The organism is Caballeronia sp. LZ003 (assembly GCF_031451465.1).
Lineage (GTDB): Bacteria > Pseudomonadota > Gammaproteobacteria > Burkholderiales > Burkholderiaceae > Caballeronia.
The window spans coordinates 54,148-77,578 of sequence record NZ_JARUXJ010000005.1 but is presented as its reverse complement, the minus strand read 5'-3'; the positions used below and the strand labels follow the sequence as shown (position 1 = coordinate 77,578).

At 58.0% G+C, this 23,431-nt stretch carries 20 protein-coding genes and 8 pseudogenes; 10 read left to right on the top strand and 18 right to left on the bottom strand.

Going from position 1 to position 23,431, the window contains the following annotated elements:
• Positions 1 to 246: 246 nt before the first annotated feature.
• From QCE79_RS31410 to QCE79_RS31395, 4 genes and pseudogenes are all read right to left on the bottom strand, one after another.
• Complete coding sequence (locus QCE79_RS31410; RefSeq protein ID WP_309850863.1) at positions 247 to 690, bottom strand: hypothetical protein; 444 nt, start codon at positions 688 to 690, stop codon at positions 247 to 249.
• A 722-nt stretch (positions 691 to 1,412) separates the two neighbouring features.
• Entirely contained in the window at positions 1,413 to 1,733 is a 321-nt protein-coding gene (locus tag QCE79_RS31405; RefSeq protein ID WP_309850862.1) for a tyrosine-type recombinase/integrase, read from the bottom strand.
• A 189-nt stretch (positions 1,734 to 1,922) separates the two neighbouring features.
• Positions 1,923 to 2,426, bottom strand: coding sequence for a hypothetical protein (locus QCE79_RS31400; protein WP_309850861.1), 504 nt, complete (start codon positions 2,424 to 2,426; stop codon positions 1,923 to 1,925).
• Between the two features lie 20 nt (positions 2,427 to 2,446).
• Positions 2,447 to 2,608: pseudogene (locus QCE79_RS31395) on the bottom strand (DUF3717 domain-containing protein); the annotation flags it as partial.
• A gap of 726 nt (positions 2,609 to 3,334) precedes the next feature.
• Here QCE79_RS31395 and QCE79_RS31390 point away from each other — a divergent pair.
• Together QCE79_RS31390 and QCE79_RS31385 are read left to right on the top strand one after the other, a co-directional pair.
• The gene (locus QCE79_RS31390) at positions 3,335 to 3,571 is read left to right on the top strand and encodes a hypothetical protein (protein ID WP_309850860.1); all 237 of its coding nucleotides are present in this window, start codon (positions 3,335 to 3,337) and stop codon (positions 3,569 to 3,571) included.
• Between the two features lie 136 nt (positions 3,572 to 3,707).
• The gene (locus QCE79_RS31385; protein ID WP_309850859.1) at positions 3,708 to 4,073 is read left to right on the top strand and encodes a hypothetical protein; all 366 of its coding nucleotides are present in this window, start codon (positions 3,708 to 3,710) and stop codon (positions 4,071 to 4,073) included.
• Between the two features lie 118 nt (positions 4,074 to 4,191).
• On the opposite strand, the gene QCE79_RS31380 is transcribed toward QCE79_RS31385, so the two are convergent.
• The 3 genes from QCE79_RS31380 to QCE79_RS31370 form a co-directional block, all read right to left on the bottom strand.
• Positions 4,192 to 4,464, bottom strand: coding sequence for a TMEM175 family protein (locus QCE79_RS31380; RefSeq protein ID WP_309850856.1), 273 nt, complete (start codon positions 4,462 to 4,464; stop codon positions 4,192 to 4,194).
• A gap of 116 nt (positions 4,465 to 4,580) precedes the next feature.
• On the bottom strand, positions 4,581 to 5,579 hold the full coding sequence (locus tag QCE79_RS31375) for a site-specific integrase (RefSeq protein WP_309850855.1): 999 nt from the start codon (positions 5,577 to 5,579) through the stop codon (positions 4,581 to 4,583).
• Between the two features lie 47 nt (positions 5,580 to 5,626).
• Entirely contained in the window at positions 5,627 to 6,109 is a 483-nt protein-coding gene (locus QCE79_RS31370) for a nucleoside 2-deoxyribosyltransferase (protein WP_309850850.1), read from the bottom strand.
• 463 nt (positions 6,110 to 6,572) lie between these two features.
• Between QCE79_RS31370 and QCE79_RS31365 the strand changes: the two genes are divergently transcribed.
• Positions 6,573 to 7,172 carry an H-NS family nucleoid-associated regulatory protein gene (locus QCE79_RS31365; protein WP_309850847.1) on the top strand — a complete coding sequence of 200 codons (600 nt, stop codon included), beginning with the start codon at positions 6,573 to 6,575 and terminating at the stop codon, positions 7,170 to 7,172.
• Between the two features lie 71 nt (positions 7,173 to 7,243).
• Here QCE79_RS31365 and QCE79_RS31360 read toward each other — a convergent pair.
• Positions 7,244 to 8,155: pseudogene (locus QCE79_RS31360) on the bottom strand (methyl-accepting chemotaxis protein); the annotation flags it as partial.
• Positions 8,156 to 8,289: 134 nt separating this feature from the next.
• On the opposite strand from QCE79_RS31360, the gene QCE79_RS31355 reads away from it, so the two are divergent.
• Both QCE79_RS31355 and QCE79_RS31350 read left to right on the top strand, forming a co-directional pair.
• The gene (locus QCE79_RS31355) at positions 8,290 to 8,793 is read left to right on the top strand and encodes a hypothetical protein (protein WP_309850845.1); all 504 of its coding nucleotides are present in this window, start codon (positions 8,290 to 8,292) and stop codon (positions 8,791 to 8,793) included.
• A gap of 436 nt (positions 8,794 to 9,229) precedes the next feature.
• A pseudogene (locus QCE79_RS31350) lies at positions 9,230 to 10,110 on the top strand (MBL fold metallo-hydrolase).
• Between the two features lie 312 nt (positions 10,111 to 10,422).
• On the opposite strand, the gene QCE79_RS31345 reads toward QCE79_RS31350, so the two are convergent.
• Both QCE79_RS31345 and QCE79_RS31340 read right to left on the bottom strand, forming a co-directional pair.
• Complete coding sequence (locus QCE79_RS31345) at positions 10,423 to 10,836, bottom strand: Hsp20/alpha crystallin family protein (RefSeq protein WP_309850843.1); 414 nt, start codon at positions 10,834 to 10,836, stop codon at positions 10,423 to 10,425.
• A gap of 43 nt (positions 10,837 to 10,879) precedes the next feature.
• Positions 10,880 to 11,323, bottom strand: a complete 444-nt coding sequence (locus QCE79_RS31340; protein ID WP_309850842.1) for an Hsp20/alpha crystallin family protein — start codon at positions 11,321 to 11,323, stop codon at positions 10,880 to 10,882.
• A 256-nt stretch (positions 11,324 to 11,579) separates the two neighbouring features.
• Here QCE79_RS31340 and QCE79_RS31335 point away from each other — a divergent pair, with 256 nt between their 5' ends.
• On the top strand, positions 11,580 to 11,966 hold the full coding sequence (locus tag QCE79_RS31335; RefSeq protein WP_309850841.1) for a hypothetical protein: 387 nt from the start codon (positions 11,580 to 11,582) through the stop codon (positions 11,964 to 11,966).
• Positions 11,967 to 13,048: 1,082 nt separating this feature from the next.
• On the opposite strand, the gene QCE79_RS31330 is transcribed toward QCE79_RS31335, so the two are convergent.
• The 5 genes and pseudogenes from QCE79_RS31330 to ligD all read right to left on the bottom strand — a co-directional run bounded on the left by QCE79_RS31330 (position 13,049) and on the right by ligD (position 17,876).
• Positions 13,049 to 13,201 carry a Rid family hydrolase gene (locus tag QCE79_RS31330; RefSeq protein WP_309851259.1) on the bottom strand — a complete coding sequence of 51 codons (153 nt, stop codon included), beginning with the start codon at positions 13,199 to 13,201 and terminating at the stop codon, positions 13,049 to 13,051.
• A 70-nt stretch (positions 13,202 to 13,271) separates the two neighbouring features.
• Positions 13,272 to 14,139: pseudogene (gene alr, locus QCE79_RS31325) on the bottom strand (alanine racemase); the annotation flags it as partial.
• Between the two features lie 158 nt (positions 14,140 to 14,297).
• Positions 14,298 to 14,990: an alpha/beta family hydrolase gene (locus QCE79_RS31320; RefSeq protein ID WP_309851257.1), complete on the bottom strand. Its 693-nt coding sequence runs from the start codon at positions 14,988 to 14,990 to the stop codon at positions 14,298 to 14,300.
• Positions 14,953 to 15,204 carry a DUF2934 domain-containing protein gene (locus QCE79_RS31315; RefSeq protein ID WP_309850840.1) on the bottom strand — a complete coding sequence of 84 codons (252 nt, stop codon included), beginning with the start codon at positions 15,202 to 15,204 and terminating at the stop codon, positions 14,953 to 14,955. Before QCE79_RS31315 ends, QCE79_RS31320 begins: the two co-directional genes overlap by 38 nt.
• A gap of 173 nt (positions 15,205 to 15,377) precedes the next feature.
• Positions 15,378 to 17,876 carry a DNA ligase D gene (gene ligD, locus QCE79_RS31310; RefSeq protein ID WP_309850839.1) on the bottom strand — a complete coding sequence of 833 codons (2,499 nt, stop codon included), beginning with the start codon at positions 17,874 to 17,876 and terminating at the stop codon, positions 15,378 to 15,380.
• A gap of 245 nt (positions 17,877 to 18,121) precedes the next feature.
• Between ligD and QCE79_RS31305 the strand changes: the two are divergent.
• A pseudogene (locus QCE79_RS31305) lies at positions 18,122 to 19,029 on the top strand (Ku protein); the annotation flags it as partial.
• On the opposite strand, the pseudogene QCE79_RS31300 reads toward QCE79_RS31305, so the two are convergent.
• A pseudogene (locus QCE79_RS31300) lies at positions 18,978 to 19,319 on the bottom strand (DUF4158 domain-containing protein); the annotation flags it as partial. The pseudogenes QCE79_RS31305 and QCE79_RS31300 sit on opposite strands and share 52 nt — an antisense overlap.
• Before the next feature lie 233 nt (positions 19,320 to 19,552).
• Here QCE79_RS31300 and QCE79_RS31295 point away from each other — a divergent pair.
• The 3 genes and pseudogenes from QCE79_RS31295 to QCE79_RS31285 all read left to right on the top strand — a co-directional run bounded on the left by QCE79_RS31295 (position 19,553) and on the right by QCE79_RS31285 (position 21,347).
• Positions 19,553 to 20,672, top strand: a pseudogene (locus QCE79_RS31295) (IS3 family transposase).
• Complete coding sequence (locus tag QCE79_RS31290) at positions 20,588 to 20,953, top strand: 2Fe-2S iron-sulfur cluster-binding protein (protein ID WP_309851253.1); 366 nt, start codon at positions 20,588 to 20,590, stop codon at positions 20,951 to 20,953. The pseudogene QCE79_RS31295 and the gene QCE79_RS31290 overlap by 85 nt, the downstream one beginning before the upstream one ends.
• Positions 20,954 to 21,098: 145 nt before the next feature.
• A complete protein-coding gene (locus QCE79_RS31285) occupies positions 21,099 to 21,347 on the top strand; it encodes an aromatic-ring-hydroxylating dioxygenase subunit beta (protein ID WP_309850837.1) in 249 nt (82 codons plus the stop codon).
• Between the two features lie 546 nt (positions 21,348 to 21,893).
• Here QCE79_RS31285 and QCE79_RS31280 read toward each other — a convergent pair.
• Both QCE79_RS31280 and QCE79_RS31275 read right to left on the bottom strand, forming a co-directional pair.
• Positions 21,894 to 22,202 (bottom strand): annotated as a pseudogene (locus QCE79_RS31280) (AraC family transcriptional regulator); the annotation flags it as partial.
• A gap of 163 nt (positions 22,203 to 22,365) precedes the next feature.
• A complete protein-coding gene (locus QCE79_RS31275; RefSeq protein WP_309850835.1) occupies positions 22,366 to 23,121 on the bottom strand; it encodes an aspartate/glutamate racemase family protein in 756 nt (251 codons plus the stop codon).
• Positions 23,122 to 23,431 lie beyond the last annotated feature (310 nt).

Here is a 23,431-nt window from a genome sequence, read left to right as displayed (position 1 = left end):
CATTGCCTGCATGACGCAGCGATCCGTCTTCTTCGTACACGCCGAGAAGCAACGAACGTACACCTGATTTCGCGCCCTTGACGCGTGAAAACCCGCCAATCACAAATCCCTGGCGAGACTTGCACTTGAGTTCGATCCAGTCCGGTGATCGGCCAGAGCGGTAGGGCGCGTCGCCGCGCTTGCCGATGATGCCCTCGAGTTGCCTTGCACGCGGACGAAACGAGCGATGCAGGGTCGTCGGCGAAGTCATTGGATAAGCGGATGAGCGGGCTCTCGACTGCGTCCAACGGCTCGATCGAGAAGCAGCTTGCGGCGCTGACGCAGCGGCTCCTCACGCAGGTCGACACCATTGGGCCAGAGCAGATGGAAAACAAAAAGAACGAGATCGGGGGTGCGTCGACGATCGAAGGCGTTCTGCAACGCATTAAAATCGGGCTTACCCGACGCGTCTAGCACAACCGCCTCGGCATCGAGCCACAAGTGGTCGGCACCAATCGATGCGAGCGCCTTCCGAAGGCGCGGCATGCGGCTTGTCCAATCGTGCCCGTTGCGCGTAATCAGCGTCGTGGTGCCATTCTCGACGCGAGCGAGCATGCGATAGCCGTCGAATTTGATTTTGTAGGACCAGTCACTGCTCGCAGGGTGACGATCCACCAGAGTGGCAAGCTGGGGCTCGATGACGAGCGGCATCTCGCCTGCCGGCGTTGCCGGAGCGCGTACGCGGGCCCTGCTCGGACCATTCCAGCGACCCATCTCAGGACTCGCCGCGCTCGGGGTGGCGTGGGCGGATTGTCCACGTCGTTGCGCTGGAAGCTTCGCCGCGGTGAAAATTGCCGCGATGGAAATTGCGGCGGAGGCAGTGGCTGAGTGGGGTCGATACCGGTCATCTGTAGCACCTCGTCAATCCGTCCGAGCTCGATGCTGGAGTCCATCGGCCAATGGGACCGATCTTCGTCGTCGCCGATGATCGTCATGGATCGTGAGCGCATAGCGCGCCGACAGAAGGGTATCGGCGGATCGCGCTTCGTACGCGGCTCGTTTAAAGAATGCGTGGGTTACATGGCGCCACCTCCAGGGCACGCACAGGGCAAACAGCCGGCCCGAATGCGGACCCCGATTAGTGTGTTCCGTGCCGACGGCCCCTTGCAAAGCTGCGATACGGGTTTATACTAACCCCGTCTCCTCCATGTCTCCTGATATGGATTCAACCCGCTCCCAACCGAGCGGGTTTTTTCTTTTTTCAGCGCCGCTTTGTGACTGGTGCGCTCATTTGCGAGTTCGAACCGTCGCCTGCAAGCTGCCTTGTTGCTTGGCATGCTGCAAAGTCCAACGTCACCCTTGCAAGCCTTCGATCAGAATTCCGTCGAGGATCTGACGTAACCGCGTCGTCGTTCGATGGCTGGACAAACCCATCAGGACACTGACCTCTTCATTAGTTTTCCCGCGATGAGAAAGCGTCGACCAAACGTGTTCCGCAGCAGGCGCGGGCTCTCGTCCGGTGCGGAAAGATTGGCTTCATGCAAAGCGGCGCGCACACGAATCAGCAGTGTGTCCGGCCTCATCGGCTTGCCGGAGGCGGTCGTAACGAACAGCCAAGACGTTGCACACTTCATGGAGCGGCGCTCGTCAAGATATGCGCGCAGCACCTCGACGGCGAACATCTCGATCGGCACCCGACGCGCGATGCGGGCCCCATGCTTATCGGCGAAGATGGTCGGGCGTGCGCTTCCCACGTCTAGGTCATCAACGCCGGTCTAGCCTGCAATTGAAATATGGGGACCGTGCGACGCATTGCAGTTGTTGTCAGCGCTTTCCTGTTCCTGGCGATCCGTGGCACTAGCGTCGAGAATGCATGAGGCTGTGAAGGTCTTGCACCGCTTTCGAATGCTTGGTGATGGCGCATCATTTGGCGTCTTGGACGTTCAGTGCGAAGTAATCTTGCCGGCCGCGATGGACGTCGCCAGTTCTTCGGCAACGGCCGCTCGCACCGACACATGCTTTTCTCGCACGGCTTCGGCGTCCTTCATAAATTCGGGAAGATCATGGATCAGAGATGCGATCTCTGCGTCCCGTGCTGCAGCCAACTCAGCCAGATTCTCGGGCCGCAATGCGCGTTCGAGGACTCCAGCATCAATGCCGAAATGTTTGCCGATGGCGTCGCAAGCATGTACAAGCGCGAACGACACTTGCTTTTCCTCGTCTAGGCGTTTGCTCGTAGGGCAGAAATAGCCGGCGTATAAAAGGTCGCCGATTATCTCCGTTGCCACCCAGTCGGTGAGGTCTTCTTCGAACGCTCGTGTGTCGCTGCTGGCTGATGCAAACATGCGCAGCGCATCCGCCTTCGATACCTCTCGCGAATATATCTCGACGCGGCCACCGCCGGCCACGGCGTCGACCCATATCAGGACGCTAGCGACGTTCGACACGTTCGTCCTCTCTCGTCGGGTCAAAGAAGTTCCTTCTGGGCGAGCGCATGACCTATCGCCTCGTTCTGTTCCGCCGTCAAGTTTCTCGCTTCGACGCGCTCTCGTTGATGGTAGATCATCGTTCCGTACACGTTCGCCAGTACTCTTGCTTTGAGGCAGACAGCGAAGTTATCTGTCGCCGCCTGCCGCGATCGCTAGTAGTTGATGGCGTTCTCGATATCAGTGATCGTGTATTCGTTCATCCTGCTGGCTGCCGTTGCTCGGTCAAACGCGGATGATACTCTTCGTCGCCCCTCGCGGTGTCCGCGAACTCGGTGACCAACTCCTCAGCCAACGCAACTGCGCGTTTCCGTGCTTCTCGCTCATTGCTTTGGCGCCGGCTAAAATTTCCGGGATGGTCATCAGGGAACGAAGCCAATTCTGCTTCCCTCGCGGAGCTGAGCACGCCCATGTTCGTGGGTTCGAGCGCGCGCTCCGACGTTTCGGCGTCAACTCCGAAGTGCCCGCTGATAGCAGCGACCACGCGCGAATCGGGAAGCTAACAGAAACCGGAAGCTTGGATTGACGAAACATGCGCGAGAATAAACGGCGCCAAACGCCGCTACCGGTCTAATACCCATACCCAAGTTGCTTATCCACGATAAAGTGAATAACGTTGTAGAGATGCCTAGACCGAGCAACTGGTAGAGACGGCCGAATATTGAGAATGGACAATTTCGCTCATTTTATGAGCAAAAGCATTCCTCTGGCACTCATGGGCCTAGTGCCAGCGCGGCCCTCGGGAAAACGAGGAAGACGACCACATTTTCAAATTCACGGACATCGGTTATGCCAACACGAAGGCCGCCGCAAACGAGCGGGCGATCGCATGGGTGAAGGCGTGGCTGGACAGAACTGCTGAGGCGAACATGAAAATCGAGCTGGAGCTGACCAAAAAGGTCTACGACGGATTGGTGATGGTGGCGTCTACTGCAAGCGAGCGGAATGTGGGGCGCCACGGGAGTACAACTCATGGCGCGATCGACGTGAGTCGAATGCTCGAGATGCTGGCCGAGGACGTCTCGATGATGCACACGCGGCCTGCGTCCTTGGAGGCGTCGAACATGTTTTCGGTATTTGCCTCGCACGGTTACCGGTTCGAATAAAAAGGGCAGGGGCAGTTTCGTTAAGCGAGGTTGCGGAGCGCACAGATCGCATGCAAGTTGCTTGCACGCGATACGAGCGGTGAGGCCGCTATCAAGTGGCAACGCTCATCGCGCGCGGCCGGGTTTGGATTTCGCCATGACCGATTTGGGCCGCGAGCTGGCCGATTGTCCGCGTTGCAACCTCGCCAGTCACGGCAAACGATGCGACGGTTCGGGCAGCGTATTGGCGACGAGCACGGTCGGACTGGCGGCGCGGACGGCAAAGGGAAGATCGAGCAAACCGGCGCTCGCCAGCGCGCTGCTTTTGATAGGCTGCCGCTTCGGCGTCGCGACGCTAGTCCAGATCGCTGCAGCATTCGTCGCGATCACGGCGTCTTGGATCGGGGTAGCCATTGCACTGCTGTGCGTCGCCTTCTTTTTGCTGCCACCGCCCAAGCCGCGGCATAACCCCAGAGAGGAGCTGAGCGAGGCCGAGAAAACTAGTAACAACTCGCTACGGTGAAGGCTGCGCGAGACGGAACACGGCGGTGTCCGCATCGGGCGTATCGACGGCTCCCGCGGTCCTTTTCGAATTGATAAAAGAAGAGGAGCATTCGAAGCTAGAAAATAGCTACTCCTTCCTATCTTTGCCGCGCCCTCGCCGCCAGCTGCCCCGGAATTATTCGGCAGCGATAGTTCTTTCGGGCCACGGAATGGAATTCGCGCCACTGCTCCGCCATGGCGCTTGCGAGGTCGCTGTAGCCACGCGTGCCCTCTGGAGATCCGGGCACTTTGATCTCGACAATGAGCAGGGTCAGTGCGATCGCGAAAACCGCGTCACTTAATCCCTCGAAGCGGTCAAGTCCGCGCTCGGCACCATGCGTTTCCGCGTCGACAGGTCGTTTGCGTAGCATCGTGTGAGTCCTTTCGCGTACGCCGGGGCCGCTCTGCTCGCGCCACAGCACGTACAATCTATGTTGTACACGCAGGCCTACTTGCTGACCGAGACAAGTTGTGAAAACACGCCCGATTATTGAGACCAAGTATGAGCGCTTTTGGCCGAAGCCGGTCGGAAGGCTTCTAAGCCTGTAGCCTGTTCCTGTGCTTCCGACATCTTATTAGGATCAAGAGTTTGACGAAGGCGAGTGGCGGTGCGGTGGCTGGATAAGCCCATGAGGTTGCTCACCTGTTCATTGGTCCTGCCTGCTGCGACGTGCCGGCGACCATAAGTGTTCCGGAGCAAGCGCGGGCTCTCATCGGCCGCAGTCAAACCGGCCCGCTTAAGAGCGACACGCACGCATTTGAGCATCGTGTCCGGCTGCATCGGTTTTCCTGCTGCGGTGGCAATGAACAACCATTGCGTCACGCACTGGATGCTTCGACGCGCTTCATAGTAGGCGCGCAGAACGTCTGTAGCAAAAGCATCGACGGGCACCCGTCGCGCGATGCGAGGCCCGTGTTTGTCGACGAAGACAGTAGGGCGATCGTAGGCGACATCGAGATCATCGACCCTCAGTTGCCTCAACTCGGCCGCCGTCAAACCCGAGGCGAGAAAGAGCGCCACGATTGCTGTGTTCCGCAGTTCTTTGAACGCAGCGCCTTGCGTGGCGACGCAGACACCCTGTAGGCGCACATCGTCTTTCAGCGAAAGATAGATCGGCGTCGGTTCGTCCTCTGGCCAACTCTCATTGATGAGCATCTGCGCGGCGGGATTGTCCGCACGCAGTTCGATGTTGACGAGGTGCCGCGTGAACCGGTCGATCAGCTTGAGATAGCGAAGGCGGGTGGTCGTGCCGGGCGCGCAATCCTGCGCAAGATCAGCGAAGAAACCGTCGAGGTGGTCCGCCCCATAGCTCGCCACGCTCGCATGATGTGCGATCAGGTAGTCGTTGAACCGCGAGAACATCGACCGGTGTTGAACGATCGACTGGTCGGCAAAGGCGCGGCGATCTGCGCCAGTGGCTTCTTCACGTTGCCATTCCGCATAGGCGTCCTCGGGGGCAGCAAGCCACAGGTCGTCGTCGGGCATAGAAATAGATATACTGAAGTTTGCTCACCCCAAACCATACAGCGAAGCTAACGCTTCGCCAACCCCGAGCAACCAAGACCCGGGGTGTCCTCATCTGCCTTGCTCCTGATGGCATCAAGGCAAGCAGCCGGTCCGCCGACAACGAGTCGAGCGGAGCAGGCCAGCATAAGATTGACGCTCAGGCCGAAGTCCTCAATGAGATAGCCGCCGGCGTAGTAAGCGCCGTCGCTTCCCGTCGTCGCCGCTGCTTGAACACGCTGAACGAGCGTCGCTTCGCTCGATCGATATGCCCGAACGGGTTTCCCGAGCGCCACGGCGAAGCCCACTTCGAAAGCAGTGCCGCTGTCTGGCTCGCCCGCGCCCCGAAAGTCATCGAGGTTAGCCATGACGATATCCGCCGAACGGATCAACTGGACATTCGCCGCATAGATGTGGCGGGCAGCGTCCTGCGGTGAGAGAGAAGAGGAGGGGACATTGCCGTCCAGCGGATAGAGCCCAACGAAGCCGCGATCGCGACAGAGCTGCTTCAAGCGTTCGCCGTGTTCCTTGGCGTCGCGCCGAAATACATCGAAGCCCGCAAGGTAGATGCGCGTTCGCTTGCGGCGCGCTCTATCGGGAGGGGAGAAGGATCGATCCTTCCTTCACGGACCGGGCGTTTGATTCGGTTTAGCTGCTTTGTCACAGCCAAGACGCTCTTGCCAAGACTGTATGCAATTTGCTCAATCGGTAAGCCCTGATCGAGCAACTCCATTACTGCGCGCTGCGACTTCGTCGGATTTCTCTTGGACATCGGTTCGTTGCTTCTACTGCAGGGCTATTGGAACGCCTATGAGCTTACCAATAACCGCGCATAGTCAAGTCACTCGCCCCTCCCCGCCTCAAGTTACGAGGAACTGACCAACGACGGTTGCGAGTTCGTTAGCCTGCGTCTCCGAGCCTGCAAGAAAAGACATATGGCATAGTGCGGAACGTCAGACGACCTAAGGGGAGAAAATGACGACCCTCTCAAACATCGAAGAAAGGATTAGGAAATTGCAGGCTCGAGCAGAAGCGATTCAAAAAAAACAGGCCATCGCAGCCGTCGCAAAAATTCTTTCGCTTATGAAAGAGCATGGCCTGACAGTCGACGACCTGACCAATGGCGGAAGAGTCGGCACAGCAAAGGACTCGGCCAACGCTGCGCTAGCTGGGACGGGCAAATATCGTGACCCGAAGACGGGCGCGACCTGGAGCGGTCGAGGCCGAGCGCCGTCGTGGATAGCGAACGCTAAGAATCGTGCGAGATTTCTGGTCTCTGCGGCAAACGAGTCTAACGATGGCGACTCGGGCAAGCGCACCGGGAACTACCCTCGCGGTCCCCAGCCGGCGAAGTACCGAGATCCCAAATCGGGAGCAGAGTGGAGCGGCCGCGGCAAGGCGCCGGGATGGTTGGCATCGGTGAAAGACAGGACCAAGTTTCTGATCTCCGCTGCTGATACCAAATGGGCTGGCACTAAGAAGCCGAAGTCAGAAACAAACGCGACGCCCGCGCGCTCCACTAAGGCCGCAAAGACGGCCAACGCGGCAAAGACCCCCCGCGCAAAGCGGACATAGCCGCGCAGGGTGGGGCGTCTTCTTTCTTTAAAGAGGGCCGAGCCGTCAGCAGACCGCTCGCCAACGCCTGCTTATGCTTCGGTTTTAAACGCGGCCATCGTCGCGCGCAGCGTTTCGGCCTGATCTTGAAGCGAACCGGCAGCGGCGGCGGCCTGCTCGACGAGCGCTGCATTTTGCTGGGTGACCTCGTCCATCTGGGCAATCGCCGTATTCACCTGCTCGATGCCGCGACTCTGTTCGTTCGAAGCAGACGCGATTTCGTCCATGATGTCGGTGACCTTCTGGATGGCTGCGCCGATCTTGGTCATCGTCTCTCCGGCCTGCCCGACAAGGGCGGTGCCAGCGTGGACGCGCGAACTTGACGCCTCGATCAACTCGCGGATTTCCTTTGCGGCGGTGGACGATCGCTGGGCCAGACTTCGCACTTCGCCCGCCACCACAGCAAAGCCACGCCCCTGTTCCCCGGCACGCGCGGCCTCGACCGCCGCGTTGAGCGCCAGGATGTTCGTCTGGAACGCAATGCCCTCGATCATGCCGATGATCTCGGCGATCTTGTGCGAGCTTTGCTCGATCTCTGCCATCGTGCCGACGACGTTCGTCACGATCGTCGCGCCTTCTTGCGCAACGTCGCGGGCATTGCCGGCCAAGCCGCTTGCCTGACGCGCGTTTTCGGAATTTTGCTTCACGGCCGCAGTGAGTTCTTCCATGCTCGCGGCTGTCTCTTCGAGTGACGCCGCTTGCTGCTCTGTGCGAGACGACAAGTCCGTGTTGCCGACGGCGATCTCACGGCTCGCGTTAGCGATCGCATTCGCGGACGTCTTCACGCTGTCGACGGCAGACAACAACTGCGTACGCATGCGGGCCATCGAGAACATGAGGCTCGAGCGGTCGTCCGCAGCAGTGGCTACTTCGACTGCCAGATTGTTGTCCGCGATCTGGTTTGCCACTTCCGCTGCGTGTGCCGGTTCCCCGCCCATAGAGCGACCTTCATGGCACGCATTGCTGGCGGATCGATGAGGTCCTTTATGGCACGCATTGCCGGCGGATCGATGAGGTCCTTCATAACCTGCTGAGCTAGCGAGTCGTTGAACGCTTGTCCTGCCGATTGCAACGGCTTGTGAAGTCGATACCGGGATTCATAACGGGACTGTCCGGTCATCAACGGCTGAATGGCTTGATGTACGCGCGCCATTACGCTGATGCCAACGAACTCGAAATGATCGTTGTCGATTTGTTGGTTGGTTTCGAGCGTCCCTTGTATCCGAAGGTGATGCCGCCAGAGTCCGTCAAAGATCACGATGTGCTCAATATCATTCGAAGCAACAAGGAGCTTATCGAGTTGCTGGATGGTAATTGGCGCGAGTGGGTTATCGCAAGCGAGGGCAAGAAGGCAGAGCACAAATATGACCGGTACCGTGCATCGGACTTCGTCGCTCGCCGGCCGGACCTGATAGCCAAGCTGCTGGAGTTGGACGAGTTAAAGCATGTCCAGATCGTCACGCATCCCGTCATGACGAATTTTAGCCATCAGGCTTTGACAGCAATTTCGTTGCGCGCCGGTTACCCGCTGATCGTTGAAGCTAACGCGCGGTTCCACCCCGATATTGAGGTGACGTTGTAGAGGATGCGCTTCGCGAGGACGGCGTAACAACGTATGCTAGTGGTCGAACTTCTTATCGGTTTCTCATGTTTTGTGCTCGGCATGCTGGTCCGAGAGCTTGTGCCGAGCTGCTTTCGGAAGAATGCTATCTACACGGTTATCGCATCGTGCTAGATGGTGACAGTTTCCGCATGCCCAGACCAATGCCCGAACCCGACCAGACGCGGCTTGCAAAATCGGATAAAAAAACGCATTCTTAAGTCCGTTCGAATCCGCGCTTTACTTCACTTCAAACTGGCGCCTTTACGGAGATCATCCCGGCGTCATTACGCCGATCCGTGACACCGCTCGAACAGCTTGATGCTGCCTGCGGCGTGTCGCTCAGCTGTCGAACGAATCTTTGAGGTAAGGACAAGGCGCACTGATTGCTCGCTGCCATCGACAAGGAGGTGACGGTATGCGCGTGCATCATCTGAATTGCATTTCGAGTTGTCCGCTCGGCGGAAAGCTCTTCGACGGCCGCACCGCCAGTCTTCTGAGACGCGGAGAATTGACGTGTCACTGTTTATTGGTCGAATCAGAGGGTGGCCTCGTTTTGATTGATACGGGCTTTGGCCTGCGCGATGTCGCCGATCCGAGCAGTCGTCTAAGCACGTTCTTTCTTGCAATGCTAAAGCCAGATTTTCGCGAAGAGATGACGGCGCTTCGCCAGATAGAGAGAATGGGTTTTTGCGCGTCCGACGTGCGTCATATCCTGCTGAGTCACCTCGACTTTGATCACGCCGGCGGGCTCGACGACTTCCTGAATGCCACGGTCCACATGCTTCAAATCGAGCGCGAGTACGCTGCGCGCCAGCTGACCTGGCTTGACTGTCAGCGCTTCCGGCCGCAGCAATGGTCAACGCGAGCCAACTGGCAGGTCCACGCAGAGCGCGGCGGCGACACGTGGTACGGTTTTGAGCGCGTACTGCCGCTTGCGGGATTCAGCGACGATATTGCATTTATCCACTTCGCGGACACACATTTGGGCATGCGGGAGTCGCGGTGCGCGCGGGGAAGCGCTGGTTGCTGCACGCGGCAGACGCTTATTTTTGCCACACCGAGATGGATGGCGTTCGTCCGCATTGCACAGCGGGGCTCGCGTTTTATCAGTGGATGATGGGCAAGGACGGTAATGCACGTCGGCGAAATCAGGGACGGCTGCGTGCGTTGTGCAACGACCCTTCCGCGCGCGATATCACCGTGTTCTCCAGTCACGATCCGATCGAGTTCGAGCGCCTGGCAGGACGGTCACCTGGGGTGCCTGTCGAAGCCTTGCAAGCCGGCTACAGGCTTTAATTCGATGCCACGAGCGGTGTACCTTGAACAGGAGGCTTCATGATTGCCAAAGCGACTTCGGGCATGATTTTGCAAGGTGCGAACGCACTGCCCAGATGCAACCACGGAAAAACTTTGTCGGCTTCTTTGACCGGTGTTATCAGACAAGGGGATAGCCAGTCCTTAAATATAGAGCTTCCGGTTTCGATAGGTCCCGCGCGAAGGACGTGGACGAGGCTTTGATAGGCCTCGTCCACGATTAGGCCGCCGAGGCGCCTGGCCATTTTACTTTTGCTCCGTTCCGAAAGACGTCGGCGGCACTAGTCGAGCGTTTTAACTCGCGGTGACCTCAATCCGGCGCGGCCGGGCTTCTTCACGACGCGGCACCGTCAAGCGAAGCACCCCATTTTTCAGGTTCGCCTCGATTTTGGTACTGTCAAAATCACCGCTGAGTGCAAATGCGCGTGCATAGCGTGGTTGCAGAACTTCAGCATGTTGCAACCGCATCTCGGCTGGCGTCGGTACAACTGCCTCCGCTTCTATAAAAAGGTTAGGCCCTTCCACCCGGATATCTAGTTTGTCGCGGGTTACGCCCGGCAAATCAGCCCACAACGTTATCCCATGACTGTCTTCCACCACGTCAACCGGCGGCACCATCGGGGCCACACGTGACGTCGCTGCCGGCAAAGTGCCGCGCGGCGCAACCGAAGTATTCTTCGTTTCGGTAAGCTGAGTCTTGTCATTCATGGCTTGCTCCAAAAATCGTTCGTTGAAGGATCAGCGCGGGTTTTTATTGGACGGCGATAGCACGCGGTTTGGACGACTCTCGGTTGCCGACGCTCACCGTTAGACATCCGTTTGCATAGCGAGCTTGCACCTTGTCCGGGTCGGCATCGCGCGGCAGCTCGATTGCTCGCCGAAACGAACCGTTGAACCGCTCCTGCGCATAGGTACGCGTTTGTTCCGCGTTGTCGCTGCGCGCTGCATTCTGACGCTCGCCACTGATTAACAGCAGCCCTTTCTCGATTGTCACGTTCAGCTGCGTCGGATCGATGCCAGGAGCAAACGCAACAATTTCTACCGAGTCATCGGTGACGCCCATGTTGATATGCGGGAATGTCCCTGCGCGTGCAGCGCGAAGGCTAGACGGCGAGCCGCTCAACAGGCTGGACATCTGATTTTCAAGGCGATTGAAGTCTTCGAAAAGGCTCGTTCCGAAAAAGAGGTCACTCATGGTCGGGTTCTCCTATAGATGCGGCAAGGAGACAAACGGGCGACGCGCTCCAGTTCATCTGCCTGACCGCTGACAAATAAATCGAAACACGCAGCGCGACGTACGCGACTGCTCAAGCAACGAGACGAAAATAGGCGATTGCTACGGGTTTTTCAAGGGGCGATTTTCAAAATTTGTTAGCCCACTGCGCCCCTTGAAAAACGGTGACTCGGATCATAACCTCGCCCCAATCTTCCACTAGTAACGGGGCATAACCATGAGCTTCAATACAGAATGGGTCACGCTCGGTAAGCATCGCACACGGCTAAGCGCGACGCACGGCTTTCCGACTGAAACGCTACGCACGCTGGCAGAAATTTCCAAAATTGGCATCGAACATACGATGAGCGCCCGAGCAAGGCTAGTCGAAGTGCTTCTGCGAGACGAAGACGGGGTCTACATCGTCAGTGTGGCGACGACTGTCCCCCAGGACAAGGCATGCGTCGCGCCTCTGGAGCTTGCATTAACAACATTAATGGGACTGCCGTTGGACCGGATTACTGTGACAGTCGCGGTCCTCAGCGAGGCAGAGGTCGAGTTGAAGTACGGGGTCTATGAACGCTTGATAGCGCAAAAATTAGGCGCTGTTGCTCCCATCCAATAAGGACCATCCTTGACGTCCATAAGGGGAGCTCATGGCGGGTGGAACGACGTTTGCAAAGCACGGACCGCCCGCAGCTAGGCGGGAACAATTTGACTTGCAATGCTATGAATGCACCACTCGACCAACTGCGTGACAAGGTCGCACTCAGGTTTAATCTCGGCTACGCCGGGCGCCGTAGTCGACACTCGATTCAAAGAACTCGTTTGCGATTACGCTGTGCTGGACTTCTGTGACGGGCTCTTGCCCTCTCTTGATCGATCGGATCCTCAGGTGGAGTGTAAGGAGGCGCACAATCGGTGCGCCGCGTTCTGGTAAAGTCTTGGTACCGGTTCCTCTGAACTTTGAGGACTTGTTTGATGAATCGTCTCTCAGGTTCTGGCAGGCCCTCGGAATGGCCAGAACTTTTAAACCGACCCGTTAGGTCGGTTTTTTTTGCTTCATGACTCGGCGATTGAAAAACTCGCGTTGTTTCGGGCATTTTTCTACGTGACATGAAAACGATTACTTAATAAGATTAAAGGCGCAGCGCTGGACGTCCATTCGGCCAGCCAGGACCTGAGAGAGAGCCGCGGTACTACAACATTCCGGCCGGCGCTGCACCTCGGCTTTATGCCGGTTATGGGTTTGATGCTATTTTTTCGCTGTCTGGCCCCGTTTTTGAGCCTCGAGTCAAAGTCGTTGCCGCATAAGTCGACTCGACGATAACAATGACTGTGACGACCCGATCGGTAGCGGTACGCTAGTTATGTCACTGCGTGAGGAAATTCCGGGAATGCAGCGCTGACCGGACAATGAGCATGTCTGCCGGTTATACCGACATGGCGCCGTCCCGAGTGCATGCCCGCTGCGATTTGCTGTCGGAAGTCTTGCTGCCGTCACCTTGTGCCACTTAAGGACTGCGACTTCAGGTCAAGCCAGATTCGCTTCGAGTGACGCAGCGAAGACTAAGCCAATATAATTCGATCGTTAGCTATCTATTAGATACGCAACGGCCAGACAAAAATTCACGAGGCAAGCCCATACGACCTTGACGCGACTTGGCCTGCCAGCGCTAGGCAGCCTCAGCAATGGCCCCCATGTTTTTAGACATTGTTCGATTTGCTGCGCGGCATTTGAGCCGACCATCTCACCGATTGGGCGTCGAGCGAAAGTTGTCCCGAAACGAACAAAAAGCCGTCTTTCGCGATTGCTTGCGAGTACGGGCCAATTGCTGCGGGCGCTTGCGGGGCTTCTATCTTAATTCATGTTGCCTCAGAAAGGATTGATACTGGAATCGTGATTCGCTCTGTACTAGCCAGGCGCTGTTTAGGTCGTCGCGGTGACGGGGACGCGGCGAGCGAGTGCACACATCAATTCGTATCCAATCGTGCCCGACGAGGATGCGACGTGATCAATCCGGACCTGCTCGCCCCATAGCTCTACTTTTGAACCGATACCAGCATTGGGACATTGCGTAAGGTCGACCGTGAGCATGTCCATCGAAACACGACCGACGGTGCGCGTCGTGACGCCATCGACTGAGACAGGCGTTTCTGTGGGAGCATGCCGTGGGTAACCGTCTGCATATCCGCAAGCCACAACGCCGATTCGAATGCCAGCATCTGCTCGGTAGCTTCGTGCATAGCCGACGGTTTCTCCCGCGTGCATGTTCTGGATGCCGATGATTTCGCTGCTGAGCGTCATCGCGGGACGCAGCACGAGGTCACCGAGGTCATCCGCGCGTCCGGAAGGAGAACCACCGTAGAGCACGATGCCTGAACGCACCCAATCGCGATGAGCGCGAGCGTGCCACAACGCCGCTGCCGAATTCGAGAGACTGCGCAATCCCGGGATGTCGACTGTTACTTCGTCGAATCTCTCAAGCTGCCAATCGACGCTACCTTCGTCGGCGTTCGCAAAGTGGGTCATCAGCGCGATGTTACCAATGCCTTTGGACACGTTTGCACGCTCCCAAGCCGCGCGGTAACGGTCCGGCGTGAAGCCCAGGCGGTTCATTCCGGAGTTCATCTTGAGGTAAATATCAATCGGTTGCGCGGGCTTGGCAGCAACAATCAGCTCGCGTTGGTCGTCGCAATGCACCGCGACCGTCAGCGCGAAATCTTGCGCCGTCTTTACATAACTCTCGGTGAAAATGCCTTCGAGAAGGCAGGATTGGCTTCTTCCAACCAAGTTGCGACTGCAAAGTCATGCGTCCGTGGCCACGCATAAGGCGGCGATCGCGGCTATGCGACGGACCCATCTGTAAATAGCGAAGTGATTGAGCGGGGGAGCACAGCCCGGCGAGTCCGCCGACTCTCGTGCCGACTCTGCTATGGGCATTCTTGTGCCTGCTCAGGTGGCGCGCGTGAACTCTCCTTCTGAGAAGAACCACATCGACATCGTGCGTGCCAGTTCAAGTAGCACCTCTGCGTCGGTCCGGCCAGAGGACGCGCGCACGTGAAACGAATGATCTGCGTCGTCCACCAGATGCAGCGCGGCGCGCGGCGCCAGCGGTTCGACGACCGACCGCAGAAGGTGAAGCTCGGCCAGCTTGTCGCGCGTGCCTTGCAGGAAGAGCATCGGTACCATGACGTCCGCCAGGTGCTTTGCCCGTTCCACGCCGGGCTTGCCCGCCGGATGCAGTGGGAACGCAACAAAAACGAGGCCACGCACGCCGTCGAGCGGGGAGATGGCTTGAGCTTGGGACGTCATGCGGCCGCCGAACGATCTGCCGCCCGCGAAGAGCGGCAGGGCGGGCAGCCGCCGCCGGGCGTCTGCGACGGCTGCCCGCACGGCAGCATGCGCCACGGCCGGCGAGTCAACTCGCTTGGAGCCCCGCTCCATGTACGGAAACTGATAGCGCAATGTGGCGACATTGACCACCGCAAGCGCGTTGGCCAATGACGACATGCCGGCGTGCTGCATGCCCGCTCCCGCACCGTGCGCGAAGACATACAAAGCGCGCGCGTCCTCCGGCACGTGGAGTAGTGCAGAAACCTTGGTGCCGTCAGACAATGCCAGGGAAATCGAATCTGGGTCGTCCATCGTACTCATGTCGTATCCTTGTGGCCTTTGTGCCGATTGTGCACCAAAGAGGCATCGGGAAGCTTGTGGCGGACTGATCGATAGCCGTTTCCGTGACGGCGTGAGCGGTGCTTCGCCGGACTTGAAGGGGCTCAACATGTAAAGGCCGTCGGTCGGGGCTTCCGGCCTCTTCCCAGAGACGGTGAGCAAGGCTTCTAATCTGTTCCTCGGTCATTGGCACGTCCATCATCTCCTCCTCTCAAAAAGCCGTTCGTCGTCGAAAATCATTCCGCGTTCTCAAAAAGTTGACTCAAACTATTCAATTTTTTCTACCGTTTTCGGATGTGTATGGCTGTCGGAGCCGAACTATTAAGGTCGCTTCACGGCAGCCGCGTCATAGCATTCGCGTTACGGCAATCGTTTCGTGGCGGAGGTCAGTGTCTGCCCAGTGGACCAGTAGTCTTTCCAGGGGTCTTCCGTCCGAAAGCTCAGGTATTCACGTGCGGTCTGGACGGTCCACTGCGCGCCGCTTTTAACTTCTGCAAGTTGTTCCCACCCAATGGGCATCGATACACCGAGCCCCGGTCGGGTGCGTGCTGAGAACGCCGCGGCTGTCGTTTGCGCTTTGCCGTTGCGCAGATAATCCACATAGATTTTGCCTACGCGGTTGGACGGCCCCGAAATTGCCGAGAAACGCTCTGGGATGGTCTTGGCTAGATGCCGCACGAACGCTTGTGAAAATGCTTTGACGCTCGCGTATTGAAGACGCGGTGTGAGCGGTACAACGACGTGCAATCCCTTTCCGCCGCTCGTTTTGAGCCACGCCTTCAGCCCCAATTCGGAGAGTAAGGCACGTACCAACTGTGCCGCCTCCTGCACATGAGCCCATTTGACGCCGTCGCCGGGGTCGAGGTCGAAAATCACCCGATCCGGCTTACCAAGACGAGCGGCAACCGAGTTCCATGTGTGGAACTCGATGGCGTTCATTTGCGCGGCGGCCAGAAGCGCTTCTGGGGTATCGACCGTGAGTAGTGGCGGATGCCCGGGCCATAGGTCGCGATCGTGAGCCGTTAAACCAGGCATTGCTGTCTTCTCGGCGTGTTTCTGAAAGAAGAGCTGACCCAACACACCCTCCGGCGCTCTGACGAGCGCGATGGGGCGATCTCTCAAATGCGGCAACATCCAGTCGATAACGCTCGCGTAGTAATGGATCAACTCAGCTTTCGTCACTCCTGTCGCGACATCAATCACCCGTTCTGGATGGGTGATCTTGAGATTCGGCGCGAGCACAGGACGTTCGGTCTTTCCTCCTTCGCGCACGACGCTGCGTGCAGGCTTATCAAGTCTTAGCCCCCGAAATGATGCCTGTCTAACGACATCGTCACCGGTCCACTCGGCGAACTCAACCTCCGCGACAAATTGAGGCTGCACCCACGCTTCGCTACCGGCTGCTCGCTTCGACCATCGTCCTGGCTTTTTCACGGGCGTGTCGAACGGCGGTGCGCTTAAGCGAAGCGGCGCAAGCTGCTTCCATAAGTCTCGTGCGGTTTTCGCACTCCAACCGGTGCCAACACTCCCAGCATGGTGGAGCTTGTCGCCCGCATAATAGCCGAGAAGCAAACTGCCGACTTCTCCCGTGTTCCCTGCGCGGGCAGTCATGCCGCAAATCACAAACTCCTGGCGCAGCCGGGCCTTAGCCTTTAACCAAGTGTCTGTTCGTCCCGACTCGTAAGGTGCGTCGCGCCGCTTGAGCATCAGACCTTCGAGACCCAGGCTTGCAGCAGCCTCGAACATCTGTGCAGGGGACGCATCGAAATCTTGACTGAAAATGAGGTGTTCACTGCTTTCTTGAACCAGGGTTGCAAGCTGGGCGCGTCGGGCCCAAAGCGGGACACGCCTGAGATCTCTCCCGTCTAAGTACATCAAGTCGAACAGGAAGAAGAGGATGTCCTGATTGGTCGGACCGTCGATCGCCTGTTGGAGGGCAGAAAAGCTTGGAAGGCCGTCTTTGAGCATGACCATTTCGCCGTCGAGCCAGGCACTTGTGACGGCAAGCCTTTGTATCTCGTCTCTTAAGGTCGGAAATTTTGTCGTCCAGTCGTGGCCATTGCGTGTGAGTAGCTTGACTTGGCCTTTGTCGATCCGAGCAAGGAGACGATACCCGTCCAGCTTATTCTCGGTGATCCAGTCGCCTGTTTTAGGCAGCGCGGCAGACAGCGTAGCGAGTTGTGGCTCAAGCTTCGCCGGCATGCGAGAACGCACCGCGGCAGACAAGTCGATGGTTGGATCTGCATCGCGTACGCTTCGGCCGATTTTGGGCTCACGCTCTTCCAGCAGACCAAGTGGATGCGCGATGACGCTGTCTGGGAGCGCTTTGATGACGTCATACTCGTTGATCGAACGTGCCCACTCGTCTCGCTTTTTGAACAGCATCCAGGCGTCTTGCTTGTCCCCTGGCTTGGCGATACGCACCAGTTCCCAGAGCCCCGCGAGTTTCTCTCCGTGCAGGCGAAATAAGATCTTCCCCTTGGTCATGCCGCGGCCGGGGTCTCCCGCGGGATCCCAGGTGCCGTGGTCCCAGACAATAACCCGGCCAGCACCGTATTGTTTGGGCGGGATGACACCCTCGAACGACGCGTAGTCGACCGGATGATCTTCGACGTGGATAGCAATCTGTTTTTTCCCCGGGTCGTAGCAGGGCCCTTTAGGGACCGCCCAAGACAAAAGCACGCCATTGTGCTCCAGTCGAAAGTCATAATGCAGACGGCTTGCCCAGTGTTTCTGCACAACGAAGGCATTGCCTGCGACGGCGCTTAAATCGGCGCGCGGCTCGGGTGTCGAGGCGAAGTTTCGTCGTTGCTTGTATTCATCGAGCGGCTGGGAGCTAGCCTTGCGTGACGGGGCCATGATCGTTGTCGTTTGAACCTTCGTGTGCGATCTGCCTTGAGCAATGGACGTACCGATGGCCTCCATCACACATCATCGCAATGGTCGAAGTGCGCGTAAAAAAAGGGTGCGACCAAAAGTTTGGGTGCTCCAAATGACAGCGTGACCAGTGCTATTCTGCTTCCACGCCCTACTAGCTTCGGGCGATGGATCGCATCTTTCGTCCGCCGAAATGCAAGATCAGGATGCCGGCTAGGGGAAGCCTCATGGTAGCTCGCTCGATTGCGTCGCTCTCTCTGTCTTTCGGCCTGGTGTCCATTCCGGTTCGGCTTTATTCAGCGACCGAGAGTTCGTCGTAAATTCGTTTCAACACGCTCGCACCTGACGGTTCACGGGTAAAGCAGCAATACGTATCGGAGTCGTTCGGACAGGTGGTAGAACGATCGTCGATGCAGAACGGCTACCAGTTCGAAAAAGATAGCTATGTTGTCTTCACCGCCGAAGAATCAAAGGCGCTAGAGGAGGGCGCGAGTCACGTCGTTGAGATCGTGTCGTTCGTCCCTGAACAGTCGGTCGATCCGATTTTCTACGACAAGGCGTACTTTATCGCCCCCGATAAGCGTGGTGGCAAGCCTTATAGCCTGTTACAGGAGGCGCTCGCCAAGACCGGTCGTTGCGCGCTCGCGAAGTGGAGCTACAAAGGTAAGACGCGCATCGTTCAGGTACGTCCGTCCGAGGACGGCATGGTCTTTCAGCAGCTCCTGTTCGCTGACGAGGTACGCTCTCTAAAAGATCTTGGTATTGAACGCGTGGCGGTGTCGGAGTCGGAGCTGAAACTGGCCGTGCAAATCATCGAGCAAGGTGCGGCGGACGTGTACGACGCGGCAGCGTATGAAGACGAAGAAAAGAAACGGGTACTGGCCGCCATCGACCAGAAGATCGCAGGTAAGCAGATTGTGGCCACGGAAACGCAGGAAGAAATTGCGTCCGCCGAGGTCATCGATCTCATGGAGGCGCTAAGGGCAAGCCTTTCCAAGGGCAATGCGAAGCGAATCCTGCTACGAAGCGAAGGACCGCAGCTAAGCCAGTAGCGGAGGAAGGGGTCCCGGCGGTTCCGAAAACACGAAAACCGGCTGCCCGTGCGCCGAAGACGTCTGACAGCGTATCGAGGCGTCCGTCACAGATCGAACGCAGAGTGCCGAGATCGGGCGGCTGGACATGCAGTTGTCGACCGAGGTGTCGCCACAACATCGCAGGTATCTGGCGATCCGAGTCCAATGATCGCCCGGACATTCGTATGAAGCCGACGTGCAGCGCGACGGCAAGACGATATAGATCCGAGCGCCGCGTCTCGATGAGCGCGATCTCTTGCTTGGAGAAATTGTAGAAAGTGTTGAGCTCGAACTCGCTCAGATCGCGCAGTACTTGGCGGATCCCGAGATAGCCTGTTCGCCAGCTTTCCACCGTCAGTGCTCCGCGGCGATCTACGAAGCGACCCAGCGTAGCGATGCAAAATCCGTGGCGCTGCGGTACAAATCGGGATGCTAACCTGGCATCGGGTGTCCGGCACGCAGCGGACAGCACGATCCTGAGGACTTGACATAACGCTACCGATGTCGAGCTTCGCATGTAGCGGCTAGATTGTAATGTCCGTATAGGGGGTGCGGCGGAATTCTTGGACTATGAGGAGCTAGTCCATGTATTCGTACGAAGACCGCATCCGAGCAGTGAAGCTCTATTTGAAGCTTGGGAAGCGCCTTACCGCGACGGTTCGTCAATTGGGCTATCCCACAACTAAATCTCTCGAACGTTGGTATCACGCGTACGAGCGATTCCTGGATTTGCCGAGGGAACGTATTTGCTTGAGGCCGCGCTACTCGGCAGAACAAAAAAAGGCGGCCACGGACCACTACATGAGCCACGGCCAGTGTCTGGCAGCAACGACAAGGGCCTTGGGATATCCGGGACGCGGGACGCTCGTCGCCTGGCTCGACGAGCTGCAGCCCGAACGAAAGAAACGCGCTCTCGGGAAGACTTCGGGTATTCGGCACGCACTTACAGACTGCCGACAAGTATGCCGGTGTACGCCTTGCCATTGCAGATATCTTTGAACTGAACCACCGCTGCTACGGATATCGCCGGGTGCGTGCGGCGGTTGGCAGGCAGAAAGTCTTCATCTCGGAAAAAGTCGTTCGGCGCTTGATGAAGCAGGAACAGCTAAGCGCGGCCACGACGAGTCGACGTCGGTATGGCTCCTACGCTGGAGAAATCGGTCCTGCTCCGGGCAACCTTATCAACCGGGATTTCCAGGCCGCAGCACCGAATGAAAAGTGGCTCACGGACATCACGGAGTTCCAGATTCCTGCCGGCAAAGTCTATCTGTCGCCGATCATTGACTGCTTCGATGGGCTTGTGCTCAGTTGGTCGATCGGTACGCGACCAGACGTCGAGCTTGTGAATACGATGCTCGATGCTGCCATCGAAGCACTAGGCAGTAGCAACAGCCGACCTGTCGTCCATTCAGATCGCGGTGCGCATTATCGCTGGCCAGGCTGGCTTTGCCGAATACGGGAGGCCAATCTGATTCGTTCAATGTCGCGCAAGGGCTGCTCGCCCGATGACGCGGCGTGCGAAGGCTTCTTTGGACGGCTAATAACGGAACTGTTTTACTCTCGGGACTGGCAAGCCATCAGCACCGACCAGTTCATTGAGGTCGTTGACTCGTACATTCGCTGGTACAACGAGAAACGGATCAAGATCTCGCTTGGCGCACTCAGTCCGATCGAATATCGGGAGAGTCTCGGACTGACAACATAACCCAGTCCAAGAATTCCACCGCACCCCCGATATCGGACATTTCAAATTGGCCTCGACATCGCAAATCGGGGTTATCTCTGCTAGTCGGGCCCGGCCAGACGATACTGGACGCGATGCTTGAGGCCGGACTCGACCCTTTGTATGACTGTCGACGGGGCGAGTGCGGCATCTGCCAAACGACGGTAGTCGAGGGCAGGGTGGAGCACCGCGACTACTGTCTAAGTGAAGAAGAGAAGCGATCGGGACGCGTCATGCAGATATGCGTGTCGAGAGCCTGTTAGAGTCAACTGGTTCTGGACGCATAGCGGTCGGCACCCCCGTGGTTCGCACTTGATGGCTGAAGAGCGAGACTTCGTAGTTTCGCCCTTGCATTCCAATTCTATCTGGCTGCGCATCGATGGTGCATTTCACTGTTAAGGATGACATATGAATGCCAACGCTTCGTCGATCGATTCAGCGATCAAGTTCATTTATCGCGAGGCGCGGCTGCTGGACGAGCGACGTTTCGACGAATGGCACAAACTCTTTACAGAGGACGGCGTATATTGGATGCCGACAGGTCCGAGCCAAACCGATAGCGCAAGCCACGCCACGCTCATAAATGAAGACCGTGGCATGCTGAAGCTTCGTATCGATCGGCTCAAGCAGCCCCCGTGCTCATCCACGGCAGCCTGAAAGTCGCAGCATGCAGGTCCTGCAAAAACCCGAAGTGATCGCCTCTGAAAACGGGACTTATTGGACTCGCACGCCTATGATCTATAACGAAACACGACGTAGCCCGAATCGCTTGACTGTGATGGACCTCTTAAGGCCGTTCAACTTTTCTTCTGAGCGCCGATCGATCACCTCAATCCAAAACAAGTCAACCCCTCGCCCGCAGGGCCCAGGTTTCGATCGCGATAGATGTTTCGGTGGCTATGCGCGGAGTCAGCATGTGGCACCGGAACGCAAGTGAGTTGGATGAATGGCTTGTCTCCCTTAGCGGCCCTTGGACCTCTGAGGAACCGTTCGTCCGTTCAGGGTCACGTCCTGCCGATCGCCGTCAAGCCCACGATCGGCCGTCGACGATCCCGGCAGCCAGGATAGCGCAGTTTTGTCGGTGGAGCTTTCGCGAGCTGGCAAAACGCAAGTAAACCCAAGCCCCACAGTGAAATCTCAAATTTCACATAACTAACATTAACACATTTTGTATGTACTCCTCATCGAATGGCGTCGCGCCATCCGCAATGCGCGCTCTGCGAGACGCATGCGCCACTCGGCGAGATACGTCAGAGCGGGCACGCCCGCCGTCGTTCTGAAGCGCAGCGCGAAAGTGGTGCGCGACATCGCGCAGGCATCGGCGAGTTCTTCGAGACGCCAGTTGCGCGCGGGTTCGCCGTGCATCAAGGCCAGGGCGGGCGCAAGACGTCGGTCGCCCAGCGCGCGAAACCAGCCTGCGGACAGCACCGCGTCGGTTTCCATGTGTGCGCGCAAGATTTGGATGAACAGCAGTTGCGCCAGATGCGCGGTCGCGAGGGTCGCGCCGGGCAATACTGGAACTACGCGAAGGAAACGGTGCACGACTACAAGCACCGCGTGCAGCCGTAGTTGACTATCGGTAACACGGGAGTGCCGGCGCAACGTCGAACTGATTTGGCTGACCGGTTCGCTCCCGCCCGTCCAGTCAGAAGACACTATCGGTCCGAGCGGCAGTTCAGGCAGGGCAGGAGGCATTCAGGCGCCGGGGCCGCAACCCCTGCTGGAACCATTCGATCAGGCTCACGACGTCATACACGGCCACGTCGAATCGCTCCGCAATGAGCGATGAATAAGGCGCAAAATTGGCGCACTCGCTCACGATCGCGCCGATATCCGGATGCTCGTCCAGCAGGCGCGCGGCGCAGTCGAGAATGTCGTGTGCCTGATCGTCGAAACTCACATGGGCGGCATTCGTGAGTTGATTCTGAAAGAAGCGCGAGGTTTCGGGCAAACCCGCAACCGGCACATCCGGCGATGCATTCGCCGCCAGCAGATGCGCCGCTGTCAACGCGGAACGCTTCGCCGTCAGCACGCCCACGCGCTTGCCGCCGTTCAGCACGCTGGCGGCCATCGGTAGTTGCAGCAGGCTGGAGGTCGCAACCGGCACGGTGCAGCGCGCCGCGATCTCTCGCTGAAACGCCACCAGAAAACCGCAACTCGTCGCAATGCCGTCGACGCCCAGACGCGCGAGCCGGTTCGCCGCATCGACAAAACGGTCGATCAGCGGTGCGGCGGCTTCGCGGTCGCCTGCGGCGGCGGCCATGACCATCGGTCCGGTGACGCCTTCCATCAGCGCGTACTGCACCGGAAACGGCCAGGTGTCGCCGTGACCGATATCGCCGGGCAGGCGCATGAAGCCCGTATCGAGCATCAGAATGCCGATGCTTACGCCGTGAATCGTGCGAGTGCGCAACGAAGAAGAAGAACGCATGAGTCGAAGGCCCGAAGAGTTGGCTCTGGCTCATTGTGAGAAGAAGCGCCGCGCACCGGCAGGCCGACAAAATAAACAAATCCGATCGCCTATCTCTTTGGACGGCTGGCTTCCAACCCGTCCGTGCAATCGTTTGCACCGTGCATCCGACGCACGCACGATGACAAATCCCACACTCGGCACCAGCGAACCGATCCTCAAATGAAGGAAATCGGTTCTAACTTTTTTTACCCGATTGTCGATGCTCATGGTGGTTTTTACTCTGCGGTTCGTGGCCATACAAGCCATGCGCTGCTCTGACCCATACGCG

Bases quoted from the DNA above. Each gene is read 5' to 3' on its own strand.
- QCE79_RS31285 (WP_309850837.1), top strand. From the start codon at position 21,099: ATGAATGCCAACGCTTCGTCGATCGATTCAGCGATCAAGTTCATTTAT.
- QCE79_RS31410 (WP_309850863.1), bottom strand. From the start codon at position 690: ATGCCGCTCGTCATCGAGCCCCAGCTTGCCACTCTGGTGGATCGTCAC.
- QCE79_RS31390 (WP_309850860.1), top strand. From the start codon at position 3,335: ATGAAAATCGAGCTGGAGCTGACCAAAAAGGTCTACGACGGATTGGTG.
- QCE79_RS31380 (WP_309850856.1), bottom strand. From the start codon at position 4,464: ATGCTACGCAAACGACCTGTCGACGCGGAAACGCATGGTGCCGAGCGC.
- QCE79_RS31385 (WP_309850859.1), top strand. From the start codon at position 3,708: ATGACCGATTTGGGCCGCGAGCTGGCCGATTGTCCGCGTTGCAACCTC.
- QCE79_RS31275 (WP_309850835.1), bottom strand. From the start codon at position 23,121: ATGCGTTCTTCTTCTTCGTTGCGCACTCGCACGATTCACGGCGTAAGC.
- ligD (WP_309850839.1), bottom strand. From the start codon at position 17,876: ATGGCCCCGTCACGCAAGGCTAGCTCCCAGCCGCTCGATGAATACAAG.
- QCE79_RS31340 (WP_309850842.1), bottom strand. From the start codon at position 11,323: ATGAGTGACCTCTTTTTCGGAACGAGCCTTTTCGAAGACTTCAATCGC.
- QCE79_RS31365 (WP_309850847.1), top strand. From the start codon at position 6,573: ATGACGACCCTCTCAAACATCGAAGAAAGGATTAGGAAATTGCAGGCT.
- QCE79_RS31335 (WP_309850841.1), top strand. From the start codon at position 11,580: ATGAGCTTCAATACAGAATGGGTCACGCTCGGTAAGCATCGCACACGG.
- QCE79_RS31320 (WP_309851257.1), bottom strand. From the start codon at position 14,990: ATGGACGACCCAGATTCGATTTCCCTGGCATTGTCTGACGGCACCAAG.
- QCE79_RS31345 (WP_309850843.1), bottom strand. From the start codon at position 10,836: ATGAATGACAAGACTCAGCTTACCGAAACGAAGAATACTTCGGTTGCG.
- QCE79_RS31315 (WP_309850840.1), bottom strand. From the start codon at position 15,204: ATGACCGAGGAACAGATTAGAAGCCTTGCTCACCGTCTCTGGGAAGAG.
- QCE79_RS31375 (WP_309850855.1), bottom strand. From the start codon at position 5,579: ATGCCCGACGACGACCTGTGGCTTGCTGCCCCCGAGGACGCCTATGCG.